This is a genomic window from Psychrobacter sp. FME13, assembly GCF_014861395.1.
Lineage (GTDB): Bacteria > Pseudomonadota > Gammaproteobacteria > Pseudomonadales > Moraxellaceae > Psychrobacter.
This window is the reverse complement of sequence record NZ_RRYV01000062.1, coordinates 1-16923: the sequence shown is the minus strand read 5'-3', so window position 1 is coordinate 16923 and position 16923 is coordinate 1. Positions and strand designations below refer to the sequence as shown.

Here is a 16923-nt window from a genome sequence, read left to right as displayed (position 1 = left end):
CGGCCTTATCAGAGAGTACTTGCCTAAGGGTTGTGACTTTAGACAAGTCTCTGATGATGAGATGCAGGACATTGAGAACAAATTAAACAACAGACCAAGAAAACGATTAGGGTTTAAGACGCCTATGCAGGCGTTCTATAATATTAATTAGCGTTGCACTTGGTGTGTTAATCTAAGTAGTGAATCAACTATAGATTAGCCAAAAAACATCACCTTCAGCCCGATTAAGACAAGTACCATACCGCCCAACGCTTCTGCTTTATCTTCTAACCACGTCCCTGAGCGCCAACCTAGATAAACACCAAATAAGCCAAATACAGCGGTAACGATGGCAATAATCAGACAAGCTAACCAAGCATTGATTGCCAATAAATTGAGCGTAAATCCCGCTGCCATCGCATCGATACTGGTCGCAATGGCGAGGGTAAACAAAGTGCGCTGACTGATCTGTTTTTGCACGGTACTGTTGACTAAAACAGTATCAGCATTCACCTCAACCTCTTTATTTTCAGCACTTTCATCAACTTCATTAGCCTCATCAGTCCCATTAACTCCAAAGAACACTTCGTAAAGCATCTTTCCGCCGAGAGCGATAAGAATAAAACCACCAATCCAAGGCGCAGCCGCTGCCAACCAACCCAACAGTGCCGCACCTAATAAGTAGCCTATGAGCGGCATCACACCTTGTGCAATGCCAAAATATAAAGCAGCATAAACAGCCAAACGCAGCACATAATAATGACTTTGCTTTTGTGATTTAGCACCTAGCCCGATCGCGACTGCAAACGCATCCATCGCTAAAGCGATAGCAAGTAGTATCACCTCAATCATTTTGTTTTTCTCGTAAAATAGTCAGATTTTTGTTCCACGTGAAACAAAAATACCGCTTTGGATGCCAAAGCGGTATTTTTACATGCTATTAGAACAAGTCCCAAACTCAGATATCAAACTTAAGGTCCAAGATTAGATATCAAGATTAGAAACCGTCAATGCATTCTCTTCAATGAAGATACGGCGTGGTTCGACATGATCGCCCATCAAGCAGGTAAACATATGATCCGCAGCGATGGCGTCTTCGATGGTGACGCGTAGCATGCGACGATTTTCAGGATCCATTGTTGTGTCCCAAAGCTGGTCGGCGTTCATCTCCCCTAGCCCTTTGTAGCGTTGAATCGCTAGACCGCGACGCGCATCAGCCATCATTTGCTGCCACAGGTAATCGAAGTCACGTATTGGAATATCTTTAGTCGTACCAGCACTGGCTTCACGGCGGATAAAAGCATCATCCTCAAGCAAAGTATTCCATTCAGCAGACAGACGAAGCAGCTTACTATACTCACCAGAGTTAACAAAACTGGCATCAAGTAGATAATGATGTGCTAACTGATGCACATAGACCGTTATGCGTGGTAACCACTGTGCTTTGGTAGATACCTCTTCACTATCAACCGCCTCGCCCTCTTCAGCCGATGTAACTGGCGTCATACCTAACAGATCTACAGCGGCTGCATCCATATTTTTTGGTTGTGGTGCATGAATATTAACCAGTTCAATCTCAGGACTCAGATCGCTACCGAAGTGATCAAGCTTAGTCTGCATCGCTGCTTTCCACGATTTCATGGCAGACTCATCATAAGTCATGTCAGTACTAAGTTTTGGTGTATGCGTCAATGCGTCCAAAATTACCGCTGGGAAGCGAATCTGCAGACGTGCTTTGATCAACTGAGTTTGGTTATAATCATTGAGCAGTGTTTCAAGCGCTTGCCCAGTAATCGCAGGCGCATCGGCACTAATATGCAACTTAGTATTATCGATTGTTGAAGACAATAAGTATGCTTTGAGCGCTTCATCATCTTTTAGATATAGCTCTTGACGACCTTTTTTCACTTTATATAGCGGTGGCTGAGCGATATAAATATAGCCACGTTCGATTAGCTCTGGCGTTTGGCGGAAGAAGAAAGTCAATAGCAACGTACGAATGTGTGATCCATCAACATCGGCATCGGTCATGATGATGATTTTATGATAGCGTACTTTGTCAGGATTATATTCGTCAGGACCGATGCCGCAGCCAAGCGCAGTAATCAAGTTGCCCACTTCAGCAGAAGACAGCATTTTGTCAAAACGCGCACGCTCAACGTTTAGAATTTTACCTTTTAGTGGCAAAATTGCTTGCGTCTTACGGCTACGACCTTGCTTAGCCGAACCACCTGCAGAGTCACCCTCCACAATATAGAGTTCTGACAATACTGGGTCTTTTTCTTGGCAATCAGCCAACTTACCGGGTAGGCCCGCAATATCTAACGTTGTCTTACGACGCGTCATCTCGCGCGCTTTACGGGCCGCATCACGGGCACGTGCTGCATCGATAATCTTGCTTGCGATTGCTTTACCTGCACTCGGATTTTCTAACAAATAATCGTTAAATTTGTCATGCATCGCAGATTCGACAGCAGATTTGACTTCGCTTGATACCAACTTATCTTTGGTCTGACTCGAAAATTTTGGATCAGGTACTTTTACAGAAACGATAGCAGTTAAACCTTCACGAGCATCATCACCCGTCGCAGCGACTCGCTCTTTTTTGAATAAGTTTTCGCGATCCATGTAGCTATTTAAACCACGTGTGAGTGCTGAACGGAAACCAGATAAATGCGTACCACCATCACCCTGTGGAATATTATTGGTAAAACACAGTACTTTTTCGTTATATGTATCTGTCCACTGTAGCGCCACTTCGACACTAATACCGTCATCCTGGTCACTGGTAAAATGAAATACTTCATTGATGCCATCTTTGCCGGCATTGATATAGCTGACAAACTCTGACAAGCCACCTTTGTGCTCGAACTCATGGTGCTTATCGATACGCTCATCAGTCAATACGATACGCACACCTGAGTTAAGAAACGATAACTCACGTAAACGTTTGGCTAAAATATCATATTCAAAAACAGTTCCAGTAAAGATATTGGCACTTGGATAAAAACGGATTTGCGTACCCGTCTTATCAGTGGCTTCCATCCGCTGAATATCAGCATCAGGTACGCCATCAGTATAAGTTTGATGATAATGATAGCCTTCGCGCCAGATATTCATCTCAAGCTTTTCAGATAACGCATTTACTACCGAAACACCTACACCATGTAGACCACCTGAGACTTTATAACTGTTGTCATCAAATTTACCACCGGCATGTAGCACGGTCATAATAACCTGTGCCGCAGACACGCCTTCTTCTGGGTGAATATCAACAGGCACACCGCGACCATTATCCATAACGCTAACAGATTCATCTTCGTGGATAATAATATCAATCTGATCACAATGACCAGCAAGCGCCTCATCAATAGAGTTATCTACTACCTCAAAGACCATATGATGTAAGCCTGTGCCATCATCGGTGTCACCAATATACATACCTGGACGTACGCGTACTGCCTCTAATCCGCGCAAGACACGAATATCTTTAGAGCTATAATCAGAAGGTGATGCTTCAGAAACCGCAGCAGATACTGTAGTTTCTTCCATAGCGTCAGATATCAGTTGCTCGTGGTCGGTAGGTAATGAATCACTCATGTGTCTTCCTTAATCTAGCCATAATCAGCCGTTTGTCATGGACCCACCACTACGATGATGCCTCATAACGTCATTTTGGACGTAACTTTTATTGTCGAAAATTTTGATGTACAAGTTTGGCTAAAGCGAAATCAGCCAAAAATTTATAGGATATGACAGCGACTCAAAAAACATAAAGTCGGTATTTAAATCACGCTAACGCTCGTTTCTTTTTTTTAAACATTATCAAAACTAGCCTTGTGGATTAAACACAATATTATCAATATCTTATAAAGAAACAGACAGTAAAGACGATCTATTCAACATCATCAAACAACTTGCTGAAAACAGGATAAAAATAAAGCTTAATTTTAGCATTTTTTTGCTTCTAAGTCACTGTTTACTGGTAGCTTTATCGGCATCTAAAGCCGCCTCAAGATAACCTTGATTATAGGAAAACAATAGCAAATCTAAAAAATTTACGAGGTGATAAATCAGGGTAAAATAGACAGTACAAAAAAGCGCTTATAAAGACAAAATCTGACCATGTTTCACATGAAACATATTATGGTGTGACCAAAACCTTTCGATGAATGGTACGATATCATCCGTCAAGCTGGTCATAAATACCTGACATGGCAACTGTGATAAAGTCGATAATAAGATCTCTATCGCCCTATTATCAAGCTCTGCCGTAATATCATCCAATAATACTACTGGCGTAATACGCGGTTGCGATGCTGAAACAGACAAATCAGTGTCCTCTGTCGCATTAAGAAGCAGTGGCAGCTGTGACAACCTTAATGCTGTTATGAGAAGTTTTTTTTCACCACGAGACAGTACATTCGCTGCTTGTTCTTTTAAAACAGGCAGTTTTTCGTTTATTTCAGCCTCTATCATCACGCTTGAAGATTCTTTATTATACTCTGCTACCTCATTAGAGCGCCAATGCACATGAATGTCAGCGCGATGATTGCCAATGCGGGTATAGCCCAACTGCAAATCCTGCTCTAAACGCTCATTCAGCTGTACATCCAACGCTACAGTGGTATCGTAGCCAGCATTATAGCTTAAGCTCAATTGTTCCGAATAAGACGGCAACAACTGTGAAACGCTCTCAGCAAAATAAGGCTTCCATTCGGTAAATATCCGCTCACGATAATGATGGATAAGAGCAGCATGATTACTAAGACCTTTATCCCATGATTTTAGTTCAGAGAGCTGTACTTGGGTTAATTGCCTCGTCTTTTTTAGTAGACTATTGCGCTGTTTTAGTAGACGTTGGTAAGCTACCCATTGCGGATGAAAACCTTGTTTCATGTGAAACACTAACCAGTCCAGTAACTGTCGTCGACTGGCACTGCCCTGCTCTAACATATCCATCGTTGACGGATCTATCAGTAATGTTGGTAACTGTTCGGTTAAGACACTTTGATTGTATACAGTGGTTTGATTAAGCCGCAGAACGGTAGTTGCGTCTGTTTGTTTCTGAATGGCTAAGGTACTGCTATCGTTGAGACAAGCGTGTACAGTCACTGCATTCTGATGATGTTGAATATAGCGTTTGGGCTGATGATGACGGAAGCTTTTGCCTCTTGATAACAAAAATATTGCTTCAAGTAACGAGGTTTTACCGCTCCCGTTTTCACCAACAATGACGTTGCAAGCAGCTGAATTTAGATTAACTTGCGTCAAATTGCGTAAGCATGAAACTTGTAGACGTTCAATCATAATAACGAGAGCCGCCTATTTTATTGCCTACCTACTGAACAGCAAGTAGGTATATTTGGCAAGCAAAAGTCGAATAACACAATAGATAAATTACGCTAGATTAGTATTCTAAAATGAATAACAACTAGATACGCATTGGCATAATGACATACTGATGGAACTCGTCATTTAGCTGGTTAACCAACACTGAAGCGTTTGATTGGCTCATATGCATTTGCAAATCTCCTTGAATCACACTGAGAACATCTTGCAGGTAAGCTGCGTTGAATGACAACTCCATCGGCTCACCTTGATACTTAGCTTGTATCATCTCAACTGCTTCATCTTGCTCAGCGTTGTTTGCACGCACCTCTACCATGCCATCACTGGCAAAGTTGAATACCACACCGCGAGATTTTTCATTACTCAAAATCGCTACACGGCGTAGTACGTCAGTCATTTTTTCTTGGTTGAATAACGCCAATTTGTCAGTATTGCTTGGCATGACACGGCGATAGTCTGGGAATTTTCCATCAATCAAACGCGCTGTGAAAGTCACCATCAAGTTATCACTCACCTGCCCTGCACTATCGACATCACCAAACGGTAAGCTAACTTGCAAAAACTCACGACCAAAGCTCAATATTACTGCATTATCCTTATCACCCAACATTTTACCAAGCTCAGCAGCCAAGCGCTCAAGCTCAATGACAGCCTTGCGTGGCAAGATAGCCTGCATATTCAGATCAGCACTGACATCGATCACACTACGCGCCAAAGCCAGTCTATGTCCATCAGTCGCAACAGTCGTTAATTGCTGCTGTGATACATCAAACAGCATACCTGTTAAATAGTAACGCACATCCTGAATCGCCATCGCAAACTGGGTTTTATGAATCAAATCTGTCAAGCGATTGCGACTAATAGTCAATGGTGTGATATTTTCAGGATTACCTAAGCTAGGGTAATCCTCACTCGGTAATGTCCCTAAGGTAAAACGGCTTTTACCACTGGTTAACAGGCAGCGCTCATTTTCTTGAGTGGCAAGATTAACTTGAGCTTGTGCAGGCAAAGACTTACAGATGTCTTTTAGTTTTGTTGCAGGTAGTGTTGTTGTACCTGCTTGAACACAAGCACCTGCAGGCAATTTTAATGTCGATGTTAGTTCTACTTCTAAGTCAGAAGCCGTCAAAACCAGCTCTGATTCAGATAGCTGCAACTTGATATTGCCCAAAATGACCATGTTATGACGCTTATCAGCAGCTTTGGCGATTAGGTTAATGGCTTTTAGTAACGACTCTCGATTAATCGATAATTGCATGCTTAGTTACTCTTATTTAAATGGCTTTATTTTTATAAATTTAAAATAATGACTCAATAATACCCTGTCTACTGACGATAATCTATTGACTAGCTATGCGCTTAGATTTTCAATATTATAAATCATATCATACGACTAAAACATAGTGATATAGCAGGTAACTAACCAGCTTGTAACATTAAAGCCAGCGTCTTGTAATCTTTATCAAACGCTGGATCTGCTGCACGTAATTCATTCACTTTATCACAAGCATGCATCACTGTCGTATGATCGCGCCCACCAAATGATTGACCAATCTCAGGAAAACTATCTCCCGTCAACTCACGTGATAGCGCCATCGCTATTTGACGTGGTCTAGCAATACTGCGTGTGCGTTTACGACCCATAATATCTTTAATGGTCACATCATAATACTCAGCAACCACTTTGCGAATATTATCCATATTAACGGCTTGTACGCGCATGGCTACAATATCTTTTAACGCATATTGCACCATTTCAAGGGTTATCTGTGCGCCTGTCAGATTGGCATTGGCAAAGACTTGATTTAAAGCACCTTCTAATCGCCTGACGTTTGATACCACGTTTTGAGCGATAAATAGCGCACATTCTTTAGGCAACGTCATACCGTACGAAGCTGCCTTCTTTTGCAAGATTTGTACACGAGTATCAATTTCAGGTGGATCAACTGCGACCGTTAGCCCCCAAGAAAATCGAGATCTAAAGCGTTCATCAAACTCCGTCATCTGCGATGGATGTCTATCAGAAGCCAAAATCAGTTGCTTATCACCGCTGGTGAAATCAGCAAACAAAGTCAAAAATTCATTACTGCTTTTTGTTTTCCCTGCCAATACATGAATATCATCTACAATTAATAAATCCACTTTTTTAATTTTCTTTTTGAAATCTTCTATTTTATTATTTCTTAATGAATAAACTAATTGATTAATAAATTTTTCGGAAGTGAAATAATAAAAACTTTGATTATTTTTCAAATAGCGATGTGCTACAGAATGCATTAAATGCGTTTTCCCCAAACCAGAAGGTCCGTATATAAATAAAGGATTGTGACGGTTTTTCGACTGGCGTTTTCCGAGCTCATAACAAGCTTTGTAAGCAAGGTTATTGGACTTACCAGTAACGAATGTCTCGAATGTAAAATCTGGATTTAGATAGCTCAACGATTTTGCATCAGTAGAGTCTACTAAAGCAGCACGACGCGTATTGGCATCAATATCTGCTTTCGCATTGTTATGATGAATCGTTTCAAAATTAGATTCTGCAAGGGTAGGGGAGTGCTTATCTTCTACAAATAAAGAGCCTGATGACAACTGGGTACTATCATCTGTGTCATGCCCCACATTATCAACACGGACAATAACCTCTTCGATACTACCTTGGCTATGCTTAGTAACCAGCTGCTGAATATCTTGTAAATGGTTTTTTTTGATGTAAGTAACAAAATAATCATTAGGGGCAAGTATGATAAGGGTTTGTTCTTCCTGATGGGCTGATAAAGGTCTCAACCACATAGTGAATACGTTGTCTTTGACGTTATAGCGCAAGTCGTTTAAACACTTATCCCAAATATTTACTGTGTCTATCATGAATAATACTAACCCTATGATCTGAAATAATAGATATGTCTCAATGATATAAACCGCTATTTAAGCACTAGCATAGCTTCTGAGGACTCAACTCAAAACTATATTGGCAAGCTGAGCAGAAACACATATCGGACAGGAGGTTAATTTACCACAGTTACCCTGTGGATAACACCTTGTTTTTTGTGGATAATATTGTGGATAGTTTTGTGGATAAGTAGAATAATCAACTTATCCATATTTAACCCACAGGTTATCCACAGCATTATCCATACCTTAAAAATATGATTTTAAAGGATAAATATAACTTAACCACAGAAAAAACATCTACCAATAACAACAATACTTATATATATTAATAGTTTATTATTATAGAGTTCGAGACAAACTGTGGATAACTTTTAAAATTCAGCTCAAATAAATACGTGTTCTAAGTTGGTTTAACTGGACGTGTAAAATATATTTCTATTAAAACCAACAAGCAGATAAGTTACTTTAATGACCAAATTTTTAGGGATATGAATATCAACTAAATTAGTTCATTGACCAAGATAGTATGCGGTGGTATAATCCTCCGTTATTACGAATTTAGTCCATTATTTTGATAGGTGAGTTATGAAACGTACATTCCAACCAAGCGTGATCAAGCGTAAACGTACTCACGGTTTCCGTGCTCGTATGGCAACTAAAAAAGGCCGTCAGGTCTTAGCTCGTCGCCGTGCTAAAGGCCGTCATCGTCTTACTGTATAATTAGTAGACGATGATAAGCATGGCTAATAGTGCTTGTTAGATCTCTATTATTTATAGATTATGATAGTCAACTATTACAACTGACATTTAGCCATATATCAAAAGCGCCCGAATCGGCGCTTTTTTTGTCTTTATATTTTGCTATTATTTCTAATCTCACCATGAGCGCTTTTACTGGGTTTTAATATGTCAAATACTGTTTCAGCTATACCTACTGCTCGTTTCACTAAAGAGCAACGACTGCTAACACCAGCGGATTTTCGCGTGGTGTTCGATGCACCTGAACGGAAGCTTCATCAGAGTCATCTGATGGCCTTTGTACGTTCTAATACGCGTAACAAGCCACGAGTTGGCATGGCTATTACAAAGCGTAAAGTACCTACTGCAGTTGCTCGAAATCTTATTAAACGTCAAATACGAGAACAATTTCGTTTAAAAAATATTAAAATGGAAGATAAAGATATTGTTTTTATTGTGAAAAAATCTATAGAAGGATTAAATAAAAAAGAATTAAAAAATGAAATAAATAATATCTTTAAAAAAATAGAAAAAAAATAAAATGAATATTTTTTTAAAAAAAATAAACAAAATATTTTTAATAATTTTATTTGGTTTAATTTTCTTTTATCAAAAAATAATTAGTCCTGTCATTCCTGCCCGTTGTAGATACTATCCAACATGTTCAAATTATGGCAAACAAGCGTTGCGTTGGCATGGGGCCCGAACTGGTAGTTGGTTGTTGTTGAAACGTATTGGTAGATGTCATCCTTTAGGCGGACATGGTATAGATTTTGTGCCTGTACCTTTAGCTTCTTATAAATATCATTATCTACCCTCTACTTGCTCTTCAAATATAAATAGCCAAGGAATAGGTGTTTATCGAGATAATAAAAGCTATGTTTCACGTCTTAATCATTTGATGACGTTCGAATCAAAGTGAGTGTGGATAACTTGTGGGTATCTCTGCTATTGAGTTACCCACAAGTTATCCACACTCTTGGTATCATTTAAGGCTGATTTTTAGTAAAATGATGCACATTTTATGTAAATGACTACCAATACTGTTGTTAGATGCGAGGACAACTGTGCTGTACAGTCATGACACATGCCCTAATTTTTCATTCCCTAATTTTTAATCTAGGAAAGGTTTATGCAAAAGATATTTAGGGTGATGATCATCATTGCGATGTTAATCACCGCTTATCTGCTGATTTTGGCATGGCGAGATGATTATGCCGATGCACCAGCGGTGGATGTACAGCCAGAAACCACATCTTCAGTAGGTGCTGATATTCCATCTTCGACCAGTGCAGCAGGTGATATTCCGGCTCAAACACAACCTGTTGATAATGCAACTGTGGCTACGGTCAATACGCCTACTAAAGACACAGGTCTAATTACGGTCACCACCGATCGCTATGATATAAAAATTAATCCAGAAGGTGGTGATATTGTTTATGCTGCGCTTAAACAATACGACGCAACGCTAAACAGCGATGAGCAGTTTGTACTGTTAGAGAATGACAGCAATCGTGTCTATGTGGCTCAGTCTGGCCTGATTGGTCAAAATGGCATTGATACGGCAGAAGGTCGTGCTAATTACAGTCATACTGCTAATAATTATGTAATGGAAGAAGGACAGCAAACACTGTCTGTACCGCTAACTTACAAAAAAGATGGCGTGACAATTACTAAGACATTTACCTTTACTGAAAGCAAATATCCGATTGATGTTAGCTACAAAATTCAAAATGCATCTACGGCTGCTTGGCAAGGTCAAATGTTTGCGCAGTTAAAGCGTGATGATAGTAAAGATCCAGGTACTTCTAACAAAGGCGTGCTAAGCATGGCGACTTATTTAGGCGGTGCGTGGGGTACACCTGACGATCCTTACAATAAACTGAAGTTTGATGAGTTTAATGATGGAGAGTTGGTTACTAGCAGCGATAAAGGTTGGGTTGGTATAGTGCAGCATTATTTTGTATCTGCATGGACGCCTAATAACTTTACTGGTACTTTCTTTAGTCGTGAGACAGGTGACGATTACTTTATTGGTTTTAATAGTAAGCCAGTCAATGTAGCGCCAAACAAGCAATTAACATTAGATGCCACACTATATGCCGGTCCAAAAGTTCAGTCAGAGCTAAAAGATGTCTCTGTAGGTCTGAATAAAACGGTTGATTATGGCTTGCTATGGCCAATATCTAAGGTCTTATTTGCTATTTTGGATGGTATTCATAAAGTCATTGGCAACTGGGGGTGGTCTATCATCCTGTTGACAGTGTTGGTTAAAATTGCACTGATGTGGTTCTCTAATAAGAGCTACTACTCGATGGCGAAGATGCGTGCTATCGGACCAAGATTGAAAGCGCTAAAAGAAGAGCATGGCGATGATCGCATGAAGATGTCGCAAGAAATGATGGCTATCTACAAAGAAGAGAAAGTCAACCCAATGGCGGGTTGTCTACCTATCTTGATGCAAATGCCTATCTTCTTAGCATTGTATTGGGTATTGGTTGAAAGTGTTGAGCTGCGTCATGCACCGTGGATCTTGTGGATACAAGATTTATCAGCAATGGACCCGTGGTTTATTTTACCACTATTGATGGGTGCATCGATGTTTATACAGCAGCAGCTAAACCCGCAGCCAGCTGATCCAATGCAAGCAAAAGTTATGAAGTTTTTACCGATTATCTTTACTGCATTCATGCTGTTCTTCCCGGCAGGTTTGGTTTTATATTGGACAGTGAATAACTTGTTTAGTATGACTCAGCAATATATTGTGAATAAAAAAGTTGAGGAAGAGCAAAAGCGTCGTACTGTTAAGGAACTTGATTAATCATTCGTAAGTTAGCACAACCAAAGACCATCGCTTAGGCGGTGGTTTTTTTATGCATGGAATATTAAAGTGAGATAAAACTAAGCTCAAACCGACTGCTATTTGAAGTTTGCTTTGTCAGTCTGCATTGAGCCGTCTATAATGGGGTTTTTAGTTATTGAGAGTCACTGTGGATTCTTTAGAAAATGCGTCAACAGCGCACCCTGTATCTGAACCGACTAAGTCATCAGGGTTGACGACAATTGCTGCCATTGCAACACCACTTGGTCGTGGCGGTGTCGGTGTCATACGTTTATCTGGTGCACGTGCCCATGAGATTGCCTGTACATTAACTGGCAAGGCTGCCTTTACGCCGCGTATGGCCAGCTTTTGTCGTTTTTATCAGGCAGATGGTACTGTTGTGGATGAAGGACTGGTATTGTACTTCAAAGGCCCACATTCATTTACAGGTGAGGATGTGATTGAGCTGCAAGGTCATGGCGGCATGATCTTACAGAATCAGCTATTAGCACGCGTCTTTGAGTTGGGTGCCAAACAGGCAAGTGCAGGAGAATTCTCTTACCGCGCTTTTGATAATGATAAGTTAGATTTGGTGCAGGCTGAGGCCATTGCAGATGCGATTGATGCGACCAGTGCGGCAGCAGCTAGTAGTGCCATTCGCTCATTGAGCGGTGAGTTTTCACAAAAAATCAACCAACTATTAGAGCAGCTAATTCATGTGCGTCTGCATGTTGAAGCTGCCATAGACTTCCCAGATGAGGAAGATGTGGACTTCTTATCTGACGGGGTGATACAAGCCAAACTAGAGCAAACACAGGCTAAGATACAGCAAGTACTGGCAACGGCTAAGCAAGGTCAGCTATTACGTGACGGTATACACGTGGTGTTAGCGGGTAGACCCAATGCTGGTAAGTCAAGCCTACTTAACCGCTTAGCAGGACAAGAGCGCGCTATCGTAACTGACGTAGCAGGCACCACGCGCGACACCCTACAAGAGACGGTGGTGCTAAACGGCCTAACCTTACATCTCACCGATACAGCAGGATTGCGCGAGACAGAGGACACAGTGGAGCGTATCGGTATTGAGCGTGCCCGTACTGCCATCACGCAAGCTGATATGCTGCTGATGGTTTATGACGTGACTCGCGATGTTGAAGAACAAAGCACACCGTTACAGCTCGCTGAGCAGCTGTTTGGTGAGTTGCCAGAAGCGAAGCGCTTACTGATTATTGCCAATAAAAGTGACCTATTAAGTGATGTCGCAGATAGTAATCTGATAACAGCCTCACAAGCTGAGATAAGCGATCGCGGCTATGATCAAGTTAATGTTTCATGTGAAACAGGCATTGGCATCGATGAGTTAGTTGAAGTCTTGTGTTCTAAGGTAGGTTTTCATCCACCAGAAAACAGTCTCATTGCTCGCACAAGGCATTTAGATGCATTAAGGCGGACTATGGGCCATTTGACAGAGGCGCATGAGCAATTAACAGTATTTCAAGCGGGTGAGCTGGTAGCAGAGAGCTTGCGTCAAGCCCAAAATAGTTTGGGTGAAATAACAGGTGAGTTCAGCGCTGATGATTTATTAGGTAAGATATTTGGTAGCTTTTGCATTGGTAAATAGCTAAGCAGTTTTATAATTTGTAACGCTACTATTTACTTGTTGACGGTGTGTCCTCATTTTTATCCATCTAGATAACTATTGATTGACTTGAGGATGCTTCCTAGCATTTGTTCCATACATAACGACTCTCGCTGTTCAGTATTAAGATAAGGAAAATGCTATGCACTGCCCGTATTGTAATGCATCAGATACTAAGGTTATTGATTCGCGTCTTGCTGCGGAAGGAGCGCATGTGCGTCGTCGACGGTCTTGTAATAGCTGTCAAGAGCGTTTTACGACCTTTGAGATGGTAGAGGTGGTGATGCCTCGAATTATTAAGTCAAGCGGCAAAATTGAGCCTTATGATAATGAAAAACTGCGCCGCTCTATCTTATTACCTTTGCAAAAGCGTCCCATTACTATCGATGAGCAAGAGGCGATGATTAGCCGTATAGAAAAGCGAGTTCGGCAGATGGGTGAGCGTGAGATTAGTAGTAAGGTCTTGGGTGAAATTATCATGAGTGAGCTTAAAACGTTAGATGACGTGGCTTATGTACGTTTTGCGAGCGTTTATCGTGACTTTCAAGATATTGATGCATTTCATCAAGAGATTGCTAATATTCGTCCAAATGAAAAATAGGCGAATTAACCCTGATGTAGTGTTTGAACACCCACCGCTTTTTATTCTTTTATAGACCACTCTCAATCATTGATTAAGTCCATCCTTATGTCTACCAAAAACCACGCGCAAGATGCAAAAGACCGTTACTTTATGATGCTTGCTATCGAGCAAGCAAAACAAGGACTATATACCACTAGGCCAAATCCAGCAGTAGGTTGTGTCATTGTTCAAGCGGACGAGATAATCGGTCAGGGGTTTCATCCAAAAGCAGGTGAGCCCCATGCAGAGGTATTTGCGCTCAAAGATGCTGGTAGACAAGCAGAAGGAGCAACTGCTTACGTAACTCTAGAGCCTTGTAGTCATACCGGTCGTACACCGCCTTGTGCAGTCGCGCTTACTAATGCGGGTGTGACACGTGTCGTGATTGCAGGGCTGGATCCTAACCCACAGGTCTCAGGGCGTGGTGTGAAGATGTTGCAGGACGTCGGGATAACAGTTACGGTTGGTGTACTAACGGCGCAAGCAGAGCTATTAAATCGTGGCTTTTTGAAGGCAATGCGAACCCAGATGCCTTATGTACGTCTCAAAATTGCCACGAGTCTCGATGGCCGTACAGCGATGGCAAGTGGCGAATCAAAATGGATTACTTCAGCGGCTGCTCGTGAGGATGTTCAAAAGCTGCGGGCACAAAGTGGCGCTATTATTACAGGTAGTGAGACAGTGATAGCTGATGATCCACAGCTTAACGTTCGATCCGAACAGTTAGGCGTTTCACCTAAACAAATACCAAAGCCTATGGTGGTCGTGTTGGATAGACGTCAGCGTTTAACACACAATCTACAGTCTAATTATCAGCTATGTCGTCGAACAGATACTGTTTATTGGCGTAATGATGATTTAACTGCCTTATTAAAAAATTTAGTAAAAGAGCATCAATGCTATGACGTATTGATTGAGGCTGGTGCGAGTGTTGCAGGTAGCTTTTTGAGTCAACAGTTAGTAGATGAAATGATTGTTTATCAAGCACCTTGTTTACTCGGAGCACAAGCACGAGCCATGGTTGATCTCAATCCTATATCTTTAGCCCAGCAGCTGCGGTTTGATATCGATAGCCACGAACAACTTAGCTCAGATCTTAAATTAACCCTGCTACCTTTATGATTCTATGGTGTTACACAAGATATCCCCAGGCTGTAATAAGGTTTCTTTTTAATCTGGTTGGGTATTAGGAATATCATCTATTCAGTCGGTAGTTATTTGAATAGACTAACAGTGGTTCAGTCAGTGGTTAAGGTTTGCCAAATAATATTAAATAGCTGGCTAGTATTTTGATTTTAGCTACGTTATTTTTCTTGTTTGATTATAATATGTCGCATTTTTAGCGCTATTTCTAAAATAATGACAGACTCTAAATGTATGTTAAGTATGAATGAGCTAGTACGTGAGATTATGTTTCACATGAAACTGTGTATAACTTTGTTTCACATGAAACTCATAAGCTGAGTCTTTGTTGTTGATTTAAAATAATTAATTTAAAATCAATGACATAATCTTTATTTTATCGGGTTTTTTAAATACAGTTAGTTTTTAGATTTCTGTGGATAACTCTACAAAAACAAAGACTTTAAAGGTAAGTTAGATTGATTTACTGTTACTTATCCACAACTTATCCCATAATAAGTTTGAAATAACCCCATGTTTCACTAAAAACTTAGTTCAGACAAACATGTTCAATAAATTAATAAGTAGAGATACGTTGTCGATAACGGCAATATAACAATGAGATGAGGCATATATGTTTACTGGAATTATAGAAAGTGTTGGAAAGGTTAAGTCTATGCAGTCCACAGGTGGCGATATACGACTGACGATAGAGTCCAATGATTTGGATTTCAGCGATGTAAAATTAGGAGACTCTATTGCTTCAAATGGTATTTGTTTGACGGTTGTAGATTTCGGTAGTAATCACTATTCAGTTGATGTCTCACGTGAAACCATTGCTCGTACAGCATTAGAAACCTTAAAGCTAGGTCATATTGTTAATTTAGAAAAAGCTATGCTACCCACCACTCGTTTTGGTGGTCATATCGTTGCAGGTCATGTAGACGGTGTAGGGGTGGTCAGTAAGCTGCAACAGGATGCGCGTTCTATCTACATTGAAATCGAAATACCACAAGAACTGGCACATTATACAGCGACTAAAGGTTCTATCACTGTGGATGGAATCAGTCTGACAACCAATCTTGTACGTGACAATATTGTCTGTCTCAATATTATTCCTCATACCGCACAAGTAACCAATATTGCCAAGCATTGGTTGGTTGGTAATAAAGTCAATATTGAAATGGATATTGTGGCGCGTTATTTGGAACGGTTATTGAACAAATCTCAATCTGGCAGTATGAATGCACCAAGTCCTCAAAGCCAGATTACAGAAGCATTCTTAGCAGACAATGGCTTTATGAAATAACGGATAACGATATAATTACAAACAGTCCCATTAGAGCCACGCCACGGTTAGAGAGATAAACAGGCTCTAGTTATGTTGGTTTTTGAGTAGCTGTTTAACAGAGAGCTACTCTATGATAATTAGCCAGTGCTTTATGCCGGTATCAAACGTTGTAATATAGACCTCTTGCAAAAGTAGTTGTAAGACACAACGTACATTATTGAACTCTACTTACTTAATAGATATGCCAAACATAGATAAGCTACTCAAACAAAGTGACGCTGGTTTTAAACGCTATACTGGCATTCATAAAGCCACCTTTTATGACATGCTTGATGCCATGCAAGAGCATGAAGCATCTAAGACCAAATCAGGCAGACCAAGTGTGCTCAGTCTTAAGGAGCAGATACTACTAGCCCTGACTTATTGGCGTGAATACCGCACGCTTTATCATATCAGTATGGACTTTG

General features: G+C 40.6%; 14 protein-coding genes and 1 pseudogene. 10 read left to right on the top strand and 5 right to left on the bottom strand.

Going from position 1 to position 16923, the window contains the following annotated elements; all coding sequences use genetic code 11:
- Positions 1-151 (top strand): annotated as a pseudogene (locus tag EI164_RS16995) (IS30 family transposase); the annotation flags it as partial.
- Positions 152-195: 44 nt separating this feature from the next.
- Here the strand turns inward: EI164_RS16995 and EI164_RS09065 are convergent.
- From EI164_RS09065 to dnaA, 5 genes are all read right to left on the bottom strand, one after another.
- Positions 196-831 carry a manganese efflux pump MntP family protein gene (locus tag EI164_RS09065; RefSeq protein WP_192519649.1) on the bottom strand — a complete coding sequence of 212 codons (636 nt, stop codon included), beginning with the start codon at positions 829-831 and terminating at the stop codon, positions 196-198.
- A 132-nt stretch (positions 832-963) separates the two neighbouring features.
- Positions 964-3531 carry a DNA topoisomerase (ATP-hydrolyzing) subunit B gene (gene gyrB / locus EI164_RS09060; protein ID WP_192519651.1) on the bottom strand — a complete coding sequence of 856 codons (2568 nt, stop codon included), beginning with the start codon at positions 3529-3531 and terminating at the stop codon, positions 964-966.
- A gap of 552 nt (positions 3532-4083) precedes the next feature.
- Complete coding sequence (recF, locus tag EI164_RS09055) at positions 4084-5289, bottom strand: DNA replication/repair protein RecF (RefSeq protein WP_192519648.1); 1206 nt, start codon at positions 5287-5289, stop codon at positions 4084-4086.
- Between the two features lie 124 nt (positions 5290-5413).
- Complete coding sequence (dnaN, locus tag EI164_RS09050; protein ID WP_192519647.1) at positions 5414-6589, bottom strand: DNA polymerase III subunit beta; 1176 nt, start codon at positions 6587-6589, stop codon at positions 5414-5416.
- Between the two features lie 161 nt (positions 6590-6750).
- Positions 6751-8196, bottom strand: coding sequence for a chromosomal replication initiator protein DnaA (gene dnaA, locus EI164_RS09045; RefSeq protein WP_192519646.1), 1446 nt, complete (start codon positions 8194-8196; stop codon positions 6751-6753).
- Between the two features lie 612 nt (positions 8197-8808).
- Here dnaA and rpmH point away from each other — a divergent pair.
- From rpmH to EI164_RS09000, 9 genes are all read left to right on the top strand, one after another.
- Positions 8809-8943, top strand: coding sequence for a 50S ribosomal protein L34 (gene rpmH / locus EI164_RS09040; protein ID WP_007394757.1), 135 nt, complete (start codon positions 8809-8811; stop codon positions 8941-8943).
- Positions 8944-9129: 186 nt separating this feature from the next.
- A complete protein-coding gene (rnpA, locus tag EI164_RS09035) occupies positions 9130-9501 on the top strand; it encodes a ribonuclease P protein component (RefSeq protein WP_192519645.1) in 372 nt (123 codons plus the stop codon).
- Between the two features lies 1 nt (position 9502).
- A complete protein-coding gene (gene yidD / locus EI164_RS09030) occupies positions 9503-9883 on the top strand; it encodes a membrane protein insertion efficiency factor YidD (RefSeq protein WP_192519644.1) in 381 nt (126 codons plus the stop codon).
- 210 nt (positions 9884-10093) lie between these two features.
- Positions 10094-11782, top strand: a complete 1689-nt coding sequence (gene yidC, locus EI164_RS09025; RefSeq protein WP_192519643.1) for a membrane protein insertase YidC — start codon at positions 10094-10096, stop codon at positions 11780-11782.
- A gap of 169 nt (positions 11783-11951) precedes the next feature.
- Entirely contained in the window at positions 11952-13403 is a 1452-nt protein-coding gene (mnmE, locus tag EI164_RS09020) for a tRNA uridine-5-carboxymethylaminomethyl(34) synthesis GTPase MnmE (RefSeq protein ID WP_413038453.1), read from the top strand.
- A 160-nt stretch (positions 13404-13563) separates the two neighbouring features.
- Positions 13564-14022 (top strand): transcriptional regulator NrdR, encoded by a 459-nt coding sequence (gene nrdR, locus EI164_RS09015; protein ID WP_192519642.1) that lies wholly within the window; start codon positions 13564-13566, stop codon positions 14020-14022.
- An 87-nt stretch (positions 14023-14109) separates the two neighbouring features.
- A complete protein-coding gene (ribD, locus tag EI164_RS09010; RefSeq protein ID WP_192519641.1) occupies positions 14110-15165 on the top strand; it encodes a bifunctional diaminohydroxyphosphoribosylaminopyrimidine deaminase/5-amino-6-(5-phosphoribosylamino)uracil reductase RibD in 1056 nt (351 codons plus the stop codon).
- A 634-nt stretch (positions 15166-15799) separates the two neighbouring features.
- Entirely contained in the window at positions 15800-16474 is a 675-nt protein-coding gene (locus EI164_RS09005; RefSeq protein WP_192519640.1) for a riboflavin synthase, read from the top strand.
- 199 nt (positions 16475-16673) lie between these two features.
- Positions 16674-16923: transposase family protein (locus tag EI164_RS09000; protein ID WP_192519639.1), on the top strand; the 250-nt coding region annotated here is incomplete at its 3' end.

Excerpts from the sequence above, each read along its gene's own strand:
- EI164_RS09065 (WP_192519649.1), bottom strand. The coding sequence starts at position 831 with ATGATTGAGGTGATACTACTTGCTATCGCTTTAGCGATGGATGCGTTT.
- gyrB (WP_192519651.1), bottom strand. The coding sequence starts at position 3,531 with ATGGAAGAAACTACAGTATCTGCTGCGGTTTCTGAAGCATCACCTTCT.
- recF (WP_192519648.1), bottom strand. The coding sequence starts at position 5,289 with ATGATTGAACGTCTACAAGTTTCATGCTTACGCAATTTGACGCAAGTT.
- dnaN (WP_192519647.1), bottom strand. The coding sequence starts at position 6,589 with ATGCAATTATCGATTAATCGAGAGTCGTTACTAAAAGCCATTAACCTA.
- dnaA (WP_192519646.1), bottom strand. The coding sequence starts at position 8,196 with ATGATAGACACAGTAAATATTTGGGATAAGTGTTTAAACGACTTGCGC.
- rpmH (WP_007394757.1), top strand. The coding sequence starts at position 8,809 with ATGAAACGTACATTCCAACCAAGCGTGATCAAGCGTAAACGTACTCAC.
- rnpA (WP_192519645.1), top strand. The coding sequence starts at position 9,130 with ATGTCAAATACTGTTTCAGCTATACCTACTGCTCGTTTCACTAAAGAG.
- yidD (WP_192519644.1), top strand. The coding sequence starts at position 9,503 with ATGAATATTTTTTTAAAAAAAATAAACAAAATATTTTTAATAATTTTA.
- yidC (WP_192519643.1), top strand. The coding sequence starts at position 10,094 with ATGCAAAAGATATTTAGGGTGATGATCATCATTGCGATGTTAATCACC.
- nrdR (WP_192519642.1), top strand. The coding sequence starts at position 13,564 with ATGCACTGCCCGTATTGTAATGCATCAGATACTAAGGTTATTGATTCG.
- ribD (WP_192519641.1), top strand. The coding sequence starts at position 14,110 with ATGTCTACCAAAAACCACGCGCAAGATGCAAAAGACCGTTACTTTATG.
- EI164_RS09005 (WP_192519640.1), top strand. The coding sequence starts at position 15,800 with ATGTTTACTGGAATTATAGAAAGTGTTGGAAAGGTTAAGTCTATGCAG.